The organism is Mucilaginibacter sp. UYCu711 (genome assembly GCF_050433825.1).
Lineage (GTDB): Bacteria > Bacteroidota > Bacteroidia > Sphingobacteriales > Sphingobacteriaceae > Mucilaginibacter.
Map to the genome: position 1 here is coordinate 104,500 of NZ_JBNPWM010000010.1, position 18,110 is coordinate 122,609.

18 protein-coding genes are annotated in these 18,110 nt (G+C 43.2%); 11 read left to right on the plus strand and 7 right to left on the minus strand.

Annotated features, from left to right (window positions below):
• Nucleotides 1-78 precede the first annotated feature (78 nt).
• On the plus strand, nucleotides 79-645 hold the full coding sequence (locus ABIB50_RS20275; RefSeq protein ID WP_429382743.1) for a hypothetical protein: 567 nt from the start codon (nucleotides 79-81) through the stop codon (nucleotides 643-645).
• Between the two features lie 7 nt (nucleotides 646-652).
• Here ABIB50_RS20275 and ABIB50_RS20280 read toward each other — a convergent pair whose 3' ends face one another.
• Nucleotides 653-2,485 (minus strand): UbiD family decarboxylase, encoded by a 1,833-nt coding sequence (locus ABIB50_RS20280; protein WP_429382744.1) that lies wholly within the window; start codon nucleotides 2,483-2,485, stop codon nucleotides 653-655.
• Nucleotides 2,486-2,567: 82 nt separating this feature from the next.
• Between ABIB50_RS20280 and ABIB50_RS20285 the strand changes: the two genes are divergently transcribed.
• From ABIB50_RS20285 to ABIB50_RS20305, 5 genes are all read left to right on the plus strand, one after another.
• The gene (locus ABIB50_RS20285) at nucleotides 2,568-3,020 is read left to right on the plus strand and encodes a DoxX family protein (RefSeq protein WP_429382746.1); all 453 of its coding nucleotides are present in this window, start codon (nucleotides 2,568-2,570) and stop codon (nucleotides 3,018-3,020) included.
• Nucleotides 3,021-3,087: 67 nt separating this feature from the next.
• Nucleotides 3,088-3,414 carry a nucleotidyltransferase family protein gene (locus tag ABIB50_RS20290; RefSeq protein WP_429382747.1) on the plus strand — a complete coding sequence of 109 codons (327 nt, stop codon included), beginning with the start codon at nucleotides 3,088-3,090 and terminating at the stop codon, nucleotides 3,412-3,414.
• Complete coding sequence (locus ABIB50_RS20295) at nucleotides 3,386-3,721, plus strand: HepT-like ribonuclease domain-containing protein (protein WP_429382748.1); 336 nt, start codon at nucleotides 3,386-3,388, stop codon at nucleotides 3,719-3,721. The genes ABIB50_RS20290 and ABIB50_RS20295 overlap by 29 nt, the downstream gene beginning before the upstream one ends.
• A gap of 95 nt (nucleotides 3,722-3,816) precedes the next feature.
• Nucleotides 3,817-4,653, plus strand: coding sequence for a sulfite exporter TauE/SafE family protein (locus ABIB50_RS20300; RefSeq protein ID WP_429382750.1), 837 nt, complete (start codon nucleotides 3,817-3,819; stop codon nucleotides 4,651-4,653).
• Complete coding sequence (locus ABIB50_RS20305) at nucleotides 4,653-5,030, plus strand: DUF1634 domain-containing protein (RefSeq protein ID WP_429382752.1); 378 nt, start codon at nucleotides 4,653-4,655, stop codon at nucleotides 5,028-5,030. The genes ABIB50_RS20300 and ABIB50_RS20305 overlap by 1 nt, the downstream gene beginning before the upstream one ends.
• Here ABIB50_RS20305 and ABIB50_RS20310 read toward each other — a convergent pair.
• Nucleotides 5,027-7,453, minus strand: a complete 2,427-nt coding sequence (locus ABIB50_RS20310) for an outer membrane beta-barrel protein (RefSeq protein ID WP_429382754.1) — start codon at nucleotides 7,451-7,453, stop codon at nucleotides 5,027-5,029. The genes ABIB50_RS20305 and ABIB50_RS20310 overlap by 4 nt on opposite strands.
• Before the next feature lie 227 nt (nucleotides 7,454-7,680).
• Here ABIB50_RS20310 and ABIB50_RS20315 point away from each other — a divergent pair, with 227 nt between their 5' ends.
• Nucleotides 7,681-8,973, plus strand: coding sequence for a serine aminopeptidase domain-containing protein (locus ABIB50_RS20315; RefSeq protein ID WP_429382755.1), 1,293 nt, complete (start codon nucleotides 7,681-7,683; stop codon nucleotides 8,971-8,973).
• 82 nt (nucleotides 8,974-9,055) lie between these two features.
• Here ABIB50_RS20315 and ABIB50_RS20320 read toward each other — a convergent pair whose 3' ends face one another.
• Nucleotides 9,056-9,526 carry a DinB family protein gene (locus tag ABIB50_RS20320; protein ID WP_429382756.1) on the minus strand — a complete coding sequence of 157 codons (471 nt, stop codon included), beginning with the start codon at nucleotides 9,524-9,526 and terminating at the stop codon, nucleotides 9,056-9,058.
• Between the two features lie 74 nt (nucleotides 9,527-9,600).
• Between ABIB50_RS20320 and ABIB50_RS20325 the strand changes: the two genes are divergently transcribed.
• The 3 genes from ABIB50_RS20325 to ABIB50_RS20335 all read left to right on the plus strand — a co-directional run bounded on the left by ABIB50_RS20325 (nucleotide 9,601) and on the right by ABIB50_RS20335 (nucleotide 12,761).
• Complete coding sequence (locus ABIB50_RS20325) at nucleotides 9,601-11,352, plus strand: DUF885 domain-containing protein (protein WP_429382757.1); 1,752 nt, start codon at nucleotides 9,601-9,603, stop codon at nucleotides 11,350-11,352.
• A gap of 58 nt (nucleotides 11,353-11,410) precedes the next feature.
• Nucleotides 11,411-11,713: a GIY-YIG nuclease family protein gene (locus ABIB50_RS20330; RefSeq protein ID WP_429382759.1), complete on the plus strand. Its 303-nt coding sequence runs from the start codon at nucleotides 11,411-11,413 to the stop codon at nucleotides 11,711-11,713.
• Between the two features lie 121 nt (nucleotides 11,714-11,834).
• The gene (locus ABIB50_RS20335) at nucleotides 11,835-12,761 is read left to right on the plus strand and encodes a DUF5996 family protein (RefSeq protein WP_429382760.1); all 927 of its coding nucleotides are present in this window, start codon (nucleotides 11,835-11,837) and stop codon (nucleotides 12,759-12,761) included.
• Nucleotides 12,762-12,830: 69 nt separating this feature from the next.
• On the opposite strand, the gene ABIB50_RS20340 is transcribed toward ABIB50_RS20335, so the two are convergent.
• Nucleotides 12,831-13,289: a WapI family immunity protein gene (locus ABIB50_RS20340; RefSeq protein WP_429382762.1), complete on the minus strand. Its 459-nt coding sequence runs from the start codon at nucleotides 13,287-13,289 to the stop codon at nucleotides 12,831-12,833.
• Between the two features lie 86 nt (nucleotides 13,290-13,375).
• On the minus strand, nucleotides 13,376-14,458 hold the full coding sequence (locus ABIB50_RS20345; protein WP_429382764.1) for an AAA family ATPase: 1,083 nt from the start codon (nucleotides 14,456-14,458) through the stop codon (nucleotides 13,376-13,378).
• Nucleotides 14,459-14,857: 399 nt separating this feature from the next.
• Between ABIB50_RS20345 and pruA the strand changes: the two genes are divergently transcribed.
• On the plus strand, nucleotides 14,858-16,489 hold the full coding sequence (gene pruA / locus ABIB50_RS20350) for an L-glutamate gamma-semialdehyde dehydrogenase (RefSeq protein ID WP_429382765.1): 1,632 nt from the start codon (nucleotides 14,858-14,860) through the stop codon (nucleotides 16,487-16,489).
• Nucleotides 16,490-16,592: 103 nt separating this feature from the next.
• Here the strand turns inward: pruA and can are convergent, their stop codons facing one another.
• Both can and ABIB50_RS20360 read right to left on the minus strand, forming a co-directional pair.
• Nucleotides 16,593-17,264, minus strand: a complete 672-nt coding sequence (gene can, locus ABIB50_RS20355) for a carbonate dehydratase (RefSeq protein WP_429382766.1) — start codon at nucleotides 17,262-17,264, stop codon at nucleotides 16,593-16,595.
• 27 nt (nucleotides 17,265-17,291) lie between these two features.
• Complete coding sequence (locus ABIB50_RS20360) at nucleotides 17,292-18,029, minus strand: YoaK family protein (protein ID WP_429382768.1); 738 nt, start codon at nucleotides 18,027-18,029, stop codon at nucleotides 17,292-17,294.
• Nucleotides 18,030-18,110 lie beyond the last annotated feature (81 nt).

Below are 18,110 nucleotides of genomic sequence, written 5' to 3' on the forward strand. Positions count from 1 at the left end.
ACTGTCCATGACAAAGATTTCAATTGGTTTCCCGAGAAGTATTGATGAGATTAGGCTATATTTAACCGCGAATCAAGCATGAAAGACAAATTACTTTCCATTATCCTATTGTTGACCCCATTGGCGCTGTTTTCTCAAAATGCCACCAACAAAAACGATGTGATTGTACATATCAGCTTTGATGACACTTGGGGGCGAACTCGTTTTTTGGAGGTTTCAAAAAAATCAAAGAATGTTATTATATCTTCTATAACTTGGGCAAGTATGGATAAGGAAGGACTACAAAAGGATACGGGATTTGTAAACCTTAAAAAAAACCGATCAGAATATTCAGTAATTAAGCTGAATGCATATTATGATCAGTATTCTAAATTTGATACTACTACTGTTACTATTGATTTAAAGACAGACCATCAATACGATGGAATGCTTAAGTTGCTAGCAACAGCCAGCAAAGTCAAGCTCGAAAAAAATCATGAGAAAAGAGATTTAGTTATGGACACCGGTGACTGCACATTTACCATCACCAATAATAACAATACTAAAAAGGTTTATGCACAGGGCTTATTTGAGCAACGCTATCCAATACTCACCAATTTTATAGATCTAACTTATGCGAGGTTGGAGCCGATAAAACAGAAATGAGCGAGAATTAAATAACCCCATACAACTCCCCACCGACTTCACCCATTCTATCCACTATCTTCTCCACCTCAGCATCTTTCACCAATACCGGTGCATGGTGCGGCTTAATCCGCGCGTCAATAATCATAGGACCGTAACAGCCCCAGTGTTTATGTTCGGTAAACTCGTTGATACCATAAATATCGTGCGATGGGTTGCTGCGGGTAAAGGTTACCCAAACAAAGTTGTTGATATTTTCGGCGGTGAAAGCAGCATCATCACATAAAACAATTAAGGGGATGCCTGTTAAGTCGACCTCACCAAAATGCTCTTGCAGTATCTCCAGCATTAGCGGCATATCACTGGTGCGGATATTGGCTGGCACTTCAAGCGCCAGCACACCCGGCATCACCATTTGATATTTCATAAATGGCTTAGGTAGGGTAAAGCCTGCGGGTACATCGGCCCACAACTCACGCTTAATATCACCGGCAGCTGTAACTGCTACCTTACTGCCCGAGTTAAGCCCGCTGCCGCTATAATCCAACGTATCAATGGTGGTGCGGGTATGGAAATGGAGATCGCGGGTTAGATCTATGCGTTGTAAAATATGGGTCAGGAAGGGAGCTATATCGTTTACGTTCAGGTTCGGATCATCTTCCTGCGCAGCTATAAAAAGATACTTGGCCAGGCTAAGTTGATTCTTACCTAATATATGGTTGGCAATAGTTAGTATCTCCTGCGGTTTGCGTTCTTTTATATAAGGCGTATAACGCTCGCTGCCGATAGCAAAAAGCAACGGGTGCACACCGGCAGCATCAACCGCGTTAACGGCGTGCAGGCCCGGAATTTCCCGTGGGAGGGCCGATCCGGTTAGCTCATGGATCAAAGCGCCAAAACTGGTATCTTCCTGCGGTGGCCGGCCCACTACGGTAAACGACCAGATAGCATCTTTACGATGATAAACATGATGCACTTTTAATAATGGGAACGGATGCGCCAGGCTATAATAACCCAAATGATCGCCAAAGGGGCCCTCTGATTTATTTTCATGCGGCTCTACTGTGCCTGTTATCACAAAATCGGCATCGGTTGAAATACAAAAGCCCTCGTCATCATAAAAATAACGGAAACGGCGGTTACCCAGCGCGCCGGCAAAGGTCATTTCTGACAGTCCCTCGGGCAGCGGCATTACCGCCGCTACGGGGTGCGATGGTGGCCCGCCTACAAATATGCTCACCTTTAAAGGTTGGCCCTTTGCATTGGCTTTGGTTTGATGTACGCCAATGCCACGGTGCAATTGGTAGTGCAAACCAATTTCTTTATTTAAGATATAATCATTACCGGCCATTTGGATACGGTACATACCCAGGTTGGCGTTCATTACACCGGGTTTGTCGCTATCCTCGGTATACACCTGCGGCATGGTTACAAACGGGCCGCCATCTTTGGGCCAGTTTACAATTTGCGGCAGGTCGCTGATATTACATTTACTGAAGTTGGAGATATTGCCGCTTTTCATGGGCAAAGCCGATAGCGCCGTAAGCGCGACATTGGCATATTTAAACGGATGTTTGATGGCCTGCAACGGGTCGGTTTTTACATCAACCAGGGTTTTAACCTTATCCAGCGAATCGCGGAAAATAAATTTGGACCGCTCCAGCGTGCCAAACAGGTTTGATACCGCCGGAAATTTACTGCCCTTTACGTTTTCGAATAAAATTGCCGGTCCGCCTTTTTCAAATACCCGCAGGTGGATCTGCGCCATTTGCAGATAGGGGTCAACCTCTTCTTTTATACGTATTAAATGACCGTGTTTTTCAAGGTCGGTGATGCAGGCTTGTAAACTTGGGTAACCCATATTATTTATTTGAACTACAGCAAATGTACAAAAGGAGACGCAAAGCATTGCGTCTCTACGTCAATCCTGCTATCTTTATATTATGAAACCTTTGATAGTATTAATAGCCACTTTTGCACTTAGCTGCCTGGTATTTTATGCTATGCAGCATGATGCTAATTTTATTTTAAGCGGGCGCATAGCCATGGCTTTTATGCTGGCATTTACATCTGTGGCGCATTTTGCTTTTTACAACGGCATGGTAATGACTATACCACCTTATGTACCATTTAAAGGTTTTATGGTTTATTTTACGGCGATACTGGAGATAGCAGCCGGTATAGGTTTATTATTTATCTCCATTCATTATACTGTTGCTATAGCGCTGATCATATTTTTTGTATTGCTTATCCCGTCAAATATTTACGCTGCGCAAAACAAGATCAATTTAGAAAAGGCAGATTATAGTGGAAAAGGGTTGCCCTATCTATGGTTCCGCATACCGTTACAATTATTTTTTATTGCCTGGGCTTGGTATTTTGCGGTGTTGAATTGAAGGAAGTTGTATAGACGCAAACATTGCGTCTATACGTTAATTTATTTATTTTGACTAACTTTATATTATGACAGGTCAGGCCGATCTATATTCAAAAAACTTTATTTCCATATGTAAAGCACATAAGGTTAAAGAATTATACCTTTTTGGATCGGCTGTAAACGGAAATTTTACAGATAAAAGCGATTTGGATGTTTTGGTTGAGATAGACGAACCAGATCCGCTAATCCGGGGTGAATTATTACTTTCCTTTTGGGATAAATTAGAGCTTTACAGCGATAGAAAAGTAGACCTATTAACATCTTCCTCATTAAGAAACCCATATCTTATAGAAAGCATAAATAATACCAAGCGACTAATTTACGATGGATCGAAAGAAGAAGTATTACGATGATATTCTTTTCGCCATTTCATTAATTGATGAATTTCTTGGCGATATAGATCTATTCTCACAATACCAGGTTGACCGAAAAACCAAAAGTGCGGTAGAAAGACAACTTGCCATAATTGGCGAAGCAATTAAAAAAATCAAAGAAATAGACGGTAACGAACTCATCAGTTATCATTCAAGCATAATAGGATTCAGAAATATATTGGTACACTCATATGATAGCATTAATGATGAAATGGTATGGGCGATAATCAAAAAACATTTACAGCCTTTAAAAAACGAAATAACCGCGAAACTAAAAAATGGTTAACCGCCTAAATCCCGATTAAATCCATAGATGAACATTAAACAACGTGCTTAAAAAAAGTTATTATTACTTTTAGCGCTTAAACGTTTTGTGTTAGTATGTCGGTTATCGAGCTTACCATTATTATACTCATCGGCTCCTATTTCGCGGGCCTGCTTGGTTCACTAACCGGCTTGGGTGGTGGCTTTATAATTATCCCGCTGCTTACCCTTGTGCTGCATGTTGATATCCATTATGCAATCGGCGCGTCTTTAATATCGGTTATTGCTACTTCGTCCGGCTCGGCAGCCGCTTATGTAAAAGAGGGGATTACCAATATGCGGCTGGGCATGTTTTTAGAAATTGCCACCACCGCAGGCGCTATGGCAGGCGCCATATTAGCCATATATACATCTACACATTACATAGCCATATTATTTGGGATGATACTCATATCATCGGCAGTAATGTCGCTGTACGAGAAAAAAGACAACCTGGTTAAACATACAAGCTACTTAGGCAATAAACTTAAGCTAAACAGCAGCTATCCTACAGCAGATGGCATTGTTGAATATAGTGTTACCAATGTGGTCGGCGGTTTTTTTATGATGCTTTTTGCCGGGGTGATATCAGGGTTACTGGGCATTGGCTCGGGCGCGTTAAAAGTTGTGGCAATGGATGGACTGATGCGGATCCCCTTTAAAGTATCAACCACTACCAGTAATTTTATGATAGGTGTTACAGCGGCGGCAAGTGCTGTGGTTTACCTGCAGCGGGGATACATAGATCCCGGGCTGTCTATGCCGGTTGTGGTAGGTGTTTTGTTTGGCGCTATGACAGGTTCAAAAATATTGGTAAACAGCACATCGTCTAAATGGGTTAGAATTATGTTTTCTGTAATAGTTAGCGTTATTGCTATCCAAATGATATATAGTGGTATAAAAGGCAAGGTATAATGGCAAACGTAAAAGACACTGATATAAAATCAGCAATTGGCTGGGTACTGCGGACAGGAGTACTTGCATCGGTTGCTATCGTCTTATTAGGTGGAATAATATACATCTATGGACACGGCCATATGGTCCCGGATTACAGAACTTTTACCGGTGTGCCTGATTTTGCACAACCAGGCGGTATAATAAACGGAATACTAACTTTTAGGGGTAGGGCAATTATACAAGCAGGCATTATTTTACTGATAGCTACACCTATAATAAGGGTTGTATTTTCGGCGATAGGGTTTATAATTGAAAAAGATTACCTGTATACCGGTATCACTTTATTGGTGTTGCTTATTATATTTATAAGCATGCTCAGCGGGCATTCTGCCTAATTATTATTGCCTAATCCGGCAACGCCACCCGCCCTGTTTTGTTCATCTTCATTGCCCGCGCTATGCCTTGCATTGCCCTTTAGCGAATTATTACCAAACTTATAACTAAAGCTAAGTTTAAACCACCGGCTTTCTGCCTTGTCAATTATAATAGTGTTAAGGTTTTGGTACTTTATAACATCATAATCGCGCTGCGTGTTAAAAATATCATTTACGTTTAAACGCAGGGTTGCCTTTTTATTGAAAAGCTGTTTGCTTACAGCTGCATCAATGCGGTAAACAGCCCTAAACTGCCCTATCCCAAAAAATGTGGGCGACTCATATTTACCCAAAAGCTGCGCGGTAAGTGTATTGCTTATCTTAAAATTTTGCGTACCCGAAAATAAAATATCCTGCGTACCCTTATTTAAATTGCCGTATTGCGGGTAGGCTTTAATACGCTGGTAGGAGGCATCTACAGCGAAGCTTGCATCCCACCACGAAGTAAACACAAGTGGCGTTGATACTCTTATCCCCAATATAGAATAAGTGCCAAAATTGCTGTTAGTGGTAATACTTACTTTGGTCGAGTCGTTTTGCAGCAGGTTGTTTAGATTATAATAATTTGTAGTGGTCATACCATATAAGCTGGTTACCAAAGTTTTATTGTAGGTATGGGTTAGCTCTATTTTATCGGTGTATTGCGGCAGCAAATTGGGATTACCCTCGGTATAGTCATACAGATCTACATAACGTCTGAAGGGGTTTATTTGCTCATACAATGCGCGGTTTATACCACGGTCATAACTAAAGTTAAGCTGGTTTTTATCATTAACCGTATAGTTTAGCTGCACGTGCGGAAACCAATCTACATAGCTTTTTTTAACGGTGCTCATCGTTGTCAATGAATTTCCGTTTGATATGGTTTGCTCGGCACGCAAGCCGGCCATTAAATTTACCTCACCTATTTTGTTGGTATAAGTAGCATACGCCGAATTAATATTCTCGGTGTAAATAAACGTATTACTAAACTGCGGCGAGCTTGTGTAAACGCCGTTAATTTTAGGCCCGAATATTAAATCGTTATTGCTTTTTACGTTACTGTACTTTACACCTACATCTAATTGCGAGTTTTTGGAAAGGGGGTTAGTATAGTCAACCTTTGCCGCCCATATATTGATGCTCGAGGGGGATAGATTTTGCAAAAACAAAGCCGGTCGATAGCTTGTACCCGCCGCGGTATTAAAGTAATTGTCAATATATTCGAACGTGTGGCGGTTGATATTGTTAAAAACCAGGTCGGCTGACAGCAGTGTGCCTTTTTTATCCAATTTGCCCGAATAATCGATATCGTAGCTTACATTGCTTTTTCCCTGGTTGGTTTTTGCCGTGGTTGAAATAACAGAATCTAAATGCCCCTGGTTGGTGATGTTGAGGGTGTTATTTTTAGAATAATCAAAATCATCAACCGTGCCGCTTATTAACAGGCCAATGCTATGATTACGCGATATGGCGATATCGGTACCCAATCTAAAAGTGTGCGTTTTCTTTACCCTGATCGAATGGTAATCAGCATAATACTTACTTAAAAAACCTTTGTAATTAATATTACGGTCGGTTATAAAATCATGAAAGTTTTTATCTTCAAGATAATTGTAATTGCCAAAAATATTGATGTCGCCCATGCGGTTATTAAAAGCCAGCCCTGCACTTGCTTTGTAATAGGTACCATAGCCCGCACTGCCGTTTAACGTAAAATTTGTACCGGCATTAACACCTTTTCTTAGTATGATATTGATTACCCCGCCGCCGGATGCTTCATATTTTGCCGGGGGATTGGTAATTAATTCTATTTGCTGCACGGTATTGCCCGGTATGCTCTGCAAAAGGTCGCTCAGATCCTGCCCGCTTACATTTACCTGCTTGCCATCAATTATTACCAGGGCGCCCTGCCGGCCAATAATGCTTAAATTCCCCCTGTCGTCTATATGTACCCCTGGTGCCTGCTTTAATATTTCGGCGACAGAATTACCATCGGCTATGATACTGCTTTGTACATTTAGCACAACCTTACCGGGCCTTACTTCAACGTACGAACGTTGTGCGGTTATAGAAACTTCTTTTAATTGCGGGAGATGGAGTACCAGGCTAATTTCTTTAATATCTACATCTTTGCCTGGTGCTATGGTATACGGGCCGGTTAATGATTGGTCAAACCCTATTTTACTTATCAAAAGCAGGTACTTACCCGGGTCGGCGCTAACCTTAAACATTCCACTAACATCACAAGCGGTTGACCGTATGATAGATGAGTCGGCTGCGGCCAATAAAATAACAGTAGCCGCTTCTGCACCTATATGTTTTTCATCAGTAACTTTGCCGTGTAGGCCGGAAACATCTGTTTGTGCATACGAAAAGGTATACGCACAAAATAAGAATGCCATTAATAGGCATCCCGTTAAAAACCTCATTAATTATATTGTCAGTAAAAATTTATATCAGTTAACTACTAAAGCATAAATATGCTTATAATAGGTTAATTAATACCGTTTTTTACGGTTTATTTATATAAAAGTTATTAATACTTATTATATAAGGATGATGTTAAAAAGTATTGCCTGATTTTTATTAATTTTCGGCATTAATATTACTATCGTATTAATTCGGGTAAATGATGAGGATTTGTTTTTTTATAATAGCTATTTTTTTTTCGGCAAAACTGTTTTCACAGGCCGAGCCTGCAAAGTATACGGCTGCCACTATTAAGTTTAAAAAGTTTTACAACGCTGATATGCCGGATAGCATATCAAAGGACTTTAGCCCCGAAATGCTGGCTGCTGTCCCTGCTGATAAGTTTAAAACAACCACACAGCAGTTAAAATCCCAGCTTGGCCAGTTGGTAAGCATCGATTTTCAGAAATATAGTCCTGGGCTTGGGGTTTATAAAGCAAGTTTTCAAAACGGGGTTTTTACGCTTAACCTGTCATTAAATGATAAAGACCAGATAGCCGGGCTGGTATTAACAGCTTACCAGCAGCCGGTAAATACGCAAACAAAGCTTGACCCATCATTAACCGAGTCGCCGGTATTGTTGAAAACCCTTACAGGTACAATTGCAGGTACATTAACAACGCCGGCAAACCTAACCGGCAAAATACCGGTGGTGTTAATTATAGCCGGCTCGGGCCCAACCGACCGCAATGGCAATACGCCAGGTGCGGGAGTTATAACCAACAGTTATAAAATGATAGCCGAGGCGTTGGGCAAAGATAATATAGCATCGTTACGCTACGATAAACGTATGGTTGGCGAAAGCGCTACCGGCCAGAAAGAAGAAAGCCTGCGTTTTGATGATTATGTTGATGATGCCTTAGGCCTGGTAAATTTATTAAAGGACGACCAACGCTTTTCTAAAATTATTGTGCTTGGCCATAGCGAGGGATCGTTGGTAGGTATGCTTACCACCGTTGCCGCCGAAGGCAATGTTAACGCTTTTATATCCGTTGCCGGGGCAGGCCGCCGTGCAGACGAGGTTATAAAAGAGCAGTTAAAAGCACAGCCTGCATATGTCACCGAGGGTTTTGAAAAAGTATTAGATTCATTAAAACGCGGTAGGATCCAAAAAAAGGTCGACCCGTCATTATACGCCTTAGCCAGGCCGGGCATACAAAATTACCTGATGAGCTGGTTTAAGTTTGAGCCTAAGGAAGAACTACGAAAAGTAAAAGTACCTGTACTGATCATACAAGGCAGCACAGATCTGCAAGTGGGCCTTGCCGATGCCACCAATTTAAAAAAGGCAAAATCGGCAGCTACTTTAACAATTGTGCCTAATATGAACCATATACTTAAAGAAGCACCTATTGACCGGGAAAAAAACATGGCAACCTACAAACAACCCGAGCTGCCTTTAAAACCTGAGTTTGTTACCGGTGTGCTGGAGTTTATCCGCGGACTGAAATAGTAGCCCCCTCTAATCTTCCCCGGAAGGGGAGACTTTTGATTATACTATTTTAGCCCTCCCTACCGGGGAGGGTTGGGTGGGGCTAATAATTTCCCTGTAATCGCCTTATTACAATTATCTCGCTAATATGGTATGCTGTATGATCTGCAATTTGCAGCGCTTCGCGTAAAATGGTTTGGCCGCTGCCGTGGCCCAGTGGTTTGTAGATATCTGCTTTTTTAAAAAGTTCGATAAACTCTTCCAGGTCGGTTTCTATTTGTTCTAATGAATTTTTCCAGGCAGCATCGTCAGCCGGCGCAGTTTCTTTTACCCAATATTCATTGGGCCATTTTGGCGACTTATGGTTAGCATCCAAACTAAACTGCACCATATCCAATTGCGCGATACGGATATGCTCCACCAATTGCCAGATGCTATAGGGTAGCTTTTCGGGTTTTTCGCCACGGGCAGCTGCAGGTAATCCTTTTAGCGCATCGCTTAAACCAATATGCGCGCTGCCGCCACGCAGCAGTTTCACTATCTCGTCAATAATAATTTTATGTTCGCTATTCATAATCGTCACTTTTTTAATAGTTAATAGCTTTTTTGTTGTAAATGTTCTAAGTTTATCCAACAAAAATCAAGTACATGATACGTAAACTATCCGTTTTAATAGCTTTTACTCTTTTTATATTGGGATGCCAGAAAGACGGCCCCGGTGCTATGTTAGGCGCCCAAGGCGATGAAGCGTTTACTGCATACGAAGGCCATTTCCTGGATGCTTTGTGGAAAGTAAATCCTGATAAAGCGACCGGCGAAGGTTACCATAAATACGATAGCTTGCTAATTATTCCCGGTGATAAAAGCCGCGAAGCCATTTTAAATTTTGTAAAGGTACAGCAGGATTCGCTGAGCCGGTTTGAGATCAAGGACCTGTCCGAATTAAACAAGATGGATTACCAGATCCTGCAAAACCAGTTAGAATATACCAACTGGCAAATAACTATGTTAAAAGCCTGGCAATGGAACCCAACCCAATACGTTGCCATATCAACATTTGCCCATATCCTGAATGAGCATTACGCACCTTTGGATAAGCGCCTGCGCAATTTCTACCAAAAAATGGCCGACCTGCCTGCTTACTACAAAGAGGCCGAAAAACAAATTAAAGACCCGGTGCCCGAACTGACCAACCTGGCTATCGACCAGCTAAACGGCGGGTTGCCCATCTTAGAAAAAGATTTTGCCGACTCGTTAAAGAAAACCAAAATTCCGGCTGCCGAACAAACTAAAATGACAGATAGGGCTAAGCTTGCCGCGGATGCTATACGTGCGCATGTTGCCTGGTTAAAAAATATCAAGAGCACTAATCCGCGCAGCTTTAGGTTAGGTAAAACCCTGTATGAGGATAAATTTAAGTACGAGATCCAATCGGCTTACGGCGCCCAGCAGTTATACAACATGGCGTTTGAGCGTAAAAAGATCGTTCATAGAGAAATGGCTAAGCTAAGCAGGCAGCTATGGCCCAAATACTACGGTAAAAAAGCAATGCCTGCCGATTCGCTTGAACTGATTGCGAAAGTATTGGATACGCTATCTGCAACGCATACCACAGCCGCTAATTTAAAACCGGACATTGAGAAACTGATACCGAAGCTATCAGCCTTTGTCACCGAAAAAAACTTACTGACACTGGACCCTACCAAGCCATTATTAATTCGCAGCAACCCTGCCTATTTTGGCAATGTGGCGGGTGCTTCGTTAAGCGCGCCGGGCCCGTACGACAAAAACGGCAACTCCTACTATAACATCATGAACCTGGTAGGCATGGCACCCGAAAAAGCCGAAAGCCTGCTGCGCGAATACAATAACTACACGCTGCAGATCTTAAGCATCCATGAAGGCATCCCCGGCCATTACGCGCAACTGGTTTATGCCAACAAAGCGCCGAGCATGATCAAATCCATCTTCGGCAGCGGAGCGATGGTTGAAGGATGGGCCGTTTATGGCGAAGAAATGATGCTGGATGCCGGCTATGACCCATCGCCCGAAATGCGGTTGATGTGGTACAAATGGCACTTGCGCTCGGTTTGTAACAGTATCCTTGATTTCGCGGTGCACTGTAATAACATGACCCAGGAAGGTGCCCTTAAATTTTTAACCCGCGAGGCATTTCAGCAACAGGCAGAAGCCGACGGCAAGTGGAAACGTGTAAGCGTAAGCAGCGTACAATTGGATAGCTATTTTGATGGCTATAAAGAGATCATCGACCTGCGCGAAGCCTACAAAGCCAAGGTCGGTGCCGATAAATACAAAGTAAAAGAGTTTAACGAAAAATTCCTGAGCTACGGCAACGCCCCGGTTAAGTTGATAAGGGGGGCGATGTTAGGAGGGAAATAGATATATTAACACAGTTCATCTCGAACGATAGTGAGAGATCTATACACAAGCTAACCGAATGTGGAACTATAATTTTTACGTTTACATCACAACCAATCCTATAAAAACAGTATTGTATGTAGGAGTTACTAATGATCTAAACAGGCGATTATTTGAACACACGGAAAACAAAGGCAATAAAAGCTCTTTCGCAGGAAAATACTATTGCCACAATTTAGTTTACTTCGAGCATTTTACACATATTGAGTACGCCATTCAACGTGAAAAGGAAATAAAGAAATGGAGCAGGATTAAGAAAAACGCTTTAATAGCGTCACTGAACCCCGAATGGACATTTTTAAATGATGAGGTAAACGATTAACACAACACCCGTTGTCATCCCGAACGATAGTGAGGGATCTATACATAGATAGTTATCCGCCTGATTGTGTATAGATTTCTCGCTATCGCTCGAAATGACACGTATTTTTTTAATATCTACCATGACTAAACAAAACTGGCCCCAACTATCATACTCCCAATTAAAAGACACCATTGCTACCGTACAATTATGGACGCAGATAGTCGGCAAGATCAGGCTTAAAAAAATGCCGTGGCTTAACCACTCGTGGCATGTTACCTTGTACGTGTCGCCGCGCGGGTTAACTACGCAAAGCATCCCCAACGGCGACCGGAGTTTCCAGATAGATTTTGACTTTATCGCCCATCAGCTCATTATCAACTGCAGCAGCGGCGACCGTCAAACAATGGACCTGTACCCGCGCACGGTAGCCAGCTTTTATAAAGAGCTTTTTGAGAAATTGGCCCTGCTGGATATTGAGGTAACTATCTATGCCAGGCCAAATGAAATTGATCCGGCTATACCATTTGCCGGGGATGAAGTGCATCAAGCTTACGATAAAACACAGGTTGAGTATTTCCATAAAGCATTACTAACCATCAATACCATATTCACCCGGTTCAGGGCCGGGTTTAGCGGCAAGTGCAGCCCGGTACACTTTTTCTGGGGAGCGTTTGATTTGGCGGTTACCCGTTTCTCGGGACGGAGGGCGCCATTGCACCCCGGCGGTGCGCCAAACATGCCCGACCGTGTGATGCAGGAAGCTTACTCGCACGAGGTGAGCAGCTGCGGTTTCTGGCCCGGCAGCGATGCCTTTCCGCATCCCGCGTTTTATGCTTACTGCTATCCTACTCCTGCCGACTTCGGCACCCAACCCGTTAAACCCGCCGAAGCATTTTACAGTACCGAAATGGGCGAGTTCTTTTTAAAATATGAAGATGTACGCAACGCCGCCGATCCTGAAAAAGCTTTAATGGTTTTTTTGGAAACTACCTACGTAGCAGCCGCAAATACCGGTAATTGGGACAGGGAGAATTTGGAGTGCGATTTTAGTTGGTTGGAGAGGTAGTTTGGTGTGATGGCGCCCCCGCAAGTGTCCGATCGCTGCCGCAAGCGTCCCGCTTGTGGCAGCGAACAATTAAAATCCTCGAAATTCACCTATAACAGGAAACGATTGCAATATATTAGCTAATTGTCTAATCAAAGGCATTAATTGAGTTTGATCGAACTCAATATAAAATTTAAAATTTCTGCCATATCCAGGTTCATCACTTGCGTTGCAAATTGCTTTCAAATGTCCTATGCCGTCTCCTTGAATTTGTATTTCCAAATTTCTTTCAAGTCCGTTAAAAGTTGCTGAACTATCTAAATGGTCATATAAATATTCGAGTTCTTTTTTAAATTTCTCAAAATCTACTGCCATAAACTCAGCAGCAAATGTAGCAGCGAAAGGTCCTGATCTTAATATAATTTTAGATGATATCCAATTTTTATCATAAACATTTTTCGATTCAGGATAGCTATATTTATTCAGAGATACCCTTACAAAACTGTCTTCATCAGATAATTCAAAATAAACTTCTTCCTCGGTTTCCATGTCTTTTTTTAATCCTAAAGTAATGACAATAAAGTATAAGTCAAAGCCCACTCATTGCCGCAAGCGTCCCGCTTGTGGCCCGCCTGCTAAGTCGCCGCTTCCACCTTCACCTTTTTAAGCGCCCGCATTACTGTCGACGAACTCATTTTTAGATGTGCGCCAATTTGCCTTACAGATAAGCCCTGCCGGTTAAGGTCGCCTATCTGTTCAATAACATGGTCATTAAGTACCATTACTATTTTTTGCAGATGTACCTGTTCCTCATCATATCCTTTAAATTCAAATCCCAATAAACTATACTGTTTTTTAATGGTGAACAGTGCTATATGATCAGCACCATAATCATTACCTGTATTGCGCTGCTTTATTTGTTTGATGTAACGCAGGTTGGGTTTTGTGGCGCTTTGGCCTATGGCAAACGCGCTATCGCAAAAATTGCTTAGCATCTTGCTGCCCTGCAAATCGTTAACGGTAATGGGCCGCTGCTGGTTACGTTTTGGCGTATGTGCCAGCACCAACACACTCAGTTGATATTTGCTTTTTAGCGCCTTTAAATTTTTCATTAATGGCAAAGCGCTGTTAGCGTTATTGGTAGCGTTGCCCAGGCAAGTGATATTATCAATAATCAGCACTTTAGCGTTGGTTTTTTTTATTCCGGCTTCTATCCTGCTGCGGATGTAATCATCATACCGCTCATACAATAACGGGTCGTCACCATCCGGATTAAACTCGGCACGTACAAAATGCTCACCAAAATGCAGCGTACCATCCTGCGGATCGGTATAGCGTGCCTTAAACTGGTTGCTGCTTAACTCAAAATCAATATACAGTACTTTTAACGCTTCGTGTACCTGGCTGCAAAAAGGTTCGATAAAACTTTGCTTGCCCAGGTTATAACCAATTTGTACAGCCAGTATAGATTTGCCTAAGTTGGTATCGGCAAATAAAATACAAAGCTCGTGCTCATGCCATAAGCTACCCATTAACTGGCGGGCAGGCGGTTTATCGTGTTCGTCGGTTAGCCATTGGTCGGCAGTCTTAATTCTAAAAAGATCTTTGTTCGGATCGGTGCGTGCCTCCTGCCGTTTAAGCGCCTTGATATTTCCTTCGGCAATATTCTGCGCTTCCAGCCGCATTTCTTCAATCCATGATGGTCGTGATGAGCTCATAAAAATAGGTTTATTTACAATAATACAGAATATTCTTTATTTATACAAATATTTCTTTATATAATTAAACTACTGTGCCAGGTGTGCCACCTGTGCCAAGTGTTACACCTGTGCCTGGCACAGTACACAGTTTATTATCATAAAATCATTTGCACATATCCATATCCGCACATTTGCACATTTCTGTCCCCTCAGGGTCTCTTGAAAAGGACCCTGAGGACGTGGGTGCAACCTCAGGGTCCTCTCCGAGAGACCCTGAGGGGACCATGAAAGCTTATATTCCTTTATCTGCATATCCGAACATTTGCACATCCACACGTCATCATAAAATCATTTGCACATCTCCCTATCCGCACATTTGCACATTATCCGTAACTTCGTAAAAATTAACTACTCCATATGCTAAAAGGATTTTTCAATGTCCCTACGCCGCAAAACGAGACTGTACTGAATTACGGTCCGCACAGCGTAGAGCGTGCCGCGCTAAAAGATGCCCTTGCCGAAGCCAGGGCCTATAAAATTGATATACCCATGTACATTGGCGATAAGCAGGTGTACGAAGGAAAACGGCTGGAGATTCGCCCGCCGCATGACCATAAACACTTACTGGCTAACTTTTTCGAGGGCGATAAAAGCACCGTAGAGCAAGCTATTGATGCCGCCCTTGCTGCCAAAGCCGACTGGGAAAACATGCCATGGGAACAACGTGCCGCCATATTCCTGAAAGCCGCCGACCTGTTTGCCGGCCCATACCGCGCTAAAATAAACGCGGCTACGATGCTGGGGCAATCTAAAAACGCTTACCAGGCCGAGATTGACGCGGCTTGCGAGCTGATAGATTTCCTGCGCTTCAACGTGCATTACATGACCGAGATCTACGCGCAGCAACCGCCAATATCGCCAAGAGGGATCTGGAACCGCGTGGAGCAACGCCCGCTGGAAGGCTTTGTGTTCGCGCTTACGCCGTTTAACTTTACGGCTATCGCGGGTAACCTGCCGTCATCGGCAGCTATGATGGGTAACGTGGTAGTTTGGAAACCTGCCTACACACAGATCTATGCCGCTAATGTATTGATGCAGGTGTTCCTGGAAGCAGGCTTGCCACCGGGTGTTATCAACCTTATTTATGTTGACGGCCCGGTTGCCGGCGACGTAATATTTAACCACCCTGATTTTGCAGGGATCCACTTTACCGGGTCGACCGCGGTGTTCCAGAACATCTGGCAAACCATTGGCACCAACATCCATAAATACAAAACCTACCCGCGCATAGTTGGGGAAACCGGTGGTAAAGACTTTGTACTTGCCCACCCCAGCGCCAACGCCGATGTGGTGAGCACAGCGTTAGTTCGCGGCGCGTTTGAGTACCAGGGGCAGAAATGTTCGGCGGCCTCACGGGCTTATATCCCGGCATCGTTATGGCCGGCGGTTGAGGAGAACATGAAACGCGACCTGGCCTCCATAAAAATGGGACCAACCGAAGACTTTGAGAACTTTGTAAACGCGGTGATCAGCGAAGTGTCGTTTGACAAGCTGGCTAAATATATTGATGCCGCTAAAGCGGATGAAGGTGTTGAAATTGTTGCCGGCGGTACTTACGATAAAAGCCAGGGCTGGTTTATCCAACCCACCGTTATAAAAGTAACCGACCCATACTACGTAACCATGTGCACAGAGCTGTTTGGCCCGGTATTGACGGTTTATGTTTATGAGGATGACCAATTTGACGAGATACTGGATATTGTAGATAAAACCTCAATTTACGCGCTTACCGGCAGCATCGTATCGCAGGACCGTTACGCTATCGCGAAAGCAACGCACGCCTTACGCAACGCTGCGGGTAACTTCTATATTAATGATAAGCCAACCGGGGCAGTAGTGGGCCAGCAGCCGTTTGGCGGCGCCCGCGGATCAGGCACCAACGATAAGGCCGGATCAATGATCAATCTGCTGCGCTGGGTATCACCAAGAACCATCAAGGAAACCTTTGATCCGCCGAAGGATTATAGGTACCCGTTTTTGCAGAAGTAACCCCCTCCGCCCCCTAAAGGGGGTACTTTTGAAACACTTAAAGAAAGGCGCACCGAAAATGGGTGCGCCTTTTGCATTTTAACAATGAGCTATTATTCCCCATTTAGGGGGTTAGGGGGCTAAACCTAAACACACTATCCATCTTTTCGTTATCGGTAGTGCTTACCTTCATATCGGTTATAATACCGGTTTCAATACTATAAACCCAACCGTGCACAGATAGCTCTTGCCCTTTGGCCCATGCATTTTGTACAATAGATGTTTTGCAAAGGTTATAAACGTTTTCAACAACGTTAAGCTCAACCAGGCGGTCTACCCGCTTTTGGTCGTCTTTTATAGCAATTAGCTCATCAGCGTGGATCCGGTATACATCCTTTATATGGCGCAGCCAGTTATCAATCAAACCAAACTCTTTGTTGCTCATGGCGGCTATTACCCCACCGCAACCATAATGGCCGGTAACAATAACATGCTTTACCTTCAATACGTTCACCGCATAATCCAGTACGCTTAGCATGTTCATATCCGTATGGATAACCATATTGGCTATGTTACGGTGTACAAATATCTCGCCCGGGGCGGTATTGGTTATCTGGTTGGCCGGTACCCGGCTATCGGCGCAGCCTATCCATAAAACCGGCGGGTTTTGCCCGTTTGCCAGTTTCTCAAAATACTGTGGGTCGAGGGCCAGCGACTTTTCAATAAACTTCTTATTGCCTTCTAAAAGGGCCTCGTAAGTTATATGGTTGGTATTATGTATATGTTTTGCGCACATGGCAATTATGTTTTATTGGGTTGATGGTTAGTTTTTGTTCCTGCTAAACCTGCGCGTTACTTTATGCAGCGCCAGTTCAGAAACATCAAAATATAGTATCGTCAGCAATATAAATGGTATGCAGTAAAACACTGCAAAATCATACAAATTAAAGAAGTATCCGCCAATAATACCACCTAAAAGATAAAATGTTAATATCGTAACCCTGATAAAAATCTTATCGCGCATAGTCTCCGTATTTTTGGCGTTGGGGTGCAGCCACTCGGCCACCTCACCGCCAAGGTCGGTAAACAAACCCGTTAAGTGTGATGATTTGATTAACCCGCCGGATATGGTTGATACCAAACTATTTTGCAACCCCATAGCAAACAGGACGGTGGCTATTACAATTTCGCGTTCGGTTTGTGTTTCCCGATAAAAGTTATGGCCGTATATCGCCACAAATAATAAAACAATTATCTCGATAATCACGGGGATAGAATGCGCCCGGTAATAGCTTTTATCCTCTAACGACCGCACGATAAAACTCGATAAAAACGCGCCCGCAAAAAACATGAACAACCAAAGCAGGAAGATCAGGATCTCGCTAAAGTTTTGCTCAACAATATGTTTGGATAAGTTGGCCACGTGGCCGGTTATGTTTGATGTAAACGCTAAAAAAGCCACCAGCCCCACCACATTGGTCATACCCGACACCATCGCTGTTGACGATGCCAGCATCAGGTTCTCTTTAAGTGTGCGGTCGCCTTTTGATTGTCTCAGCATAAATACCTGTTGTGATATTGTTAAATATATAACTATTATACCATTTGCAAGGCACAAAAAATCCCGGCCTGCAATTGCAGC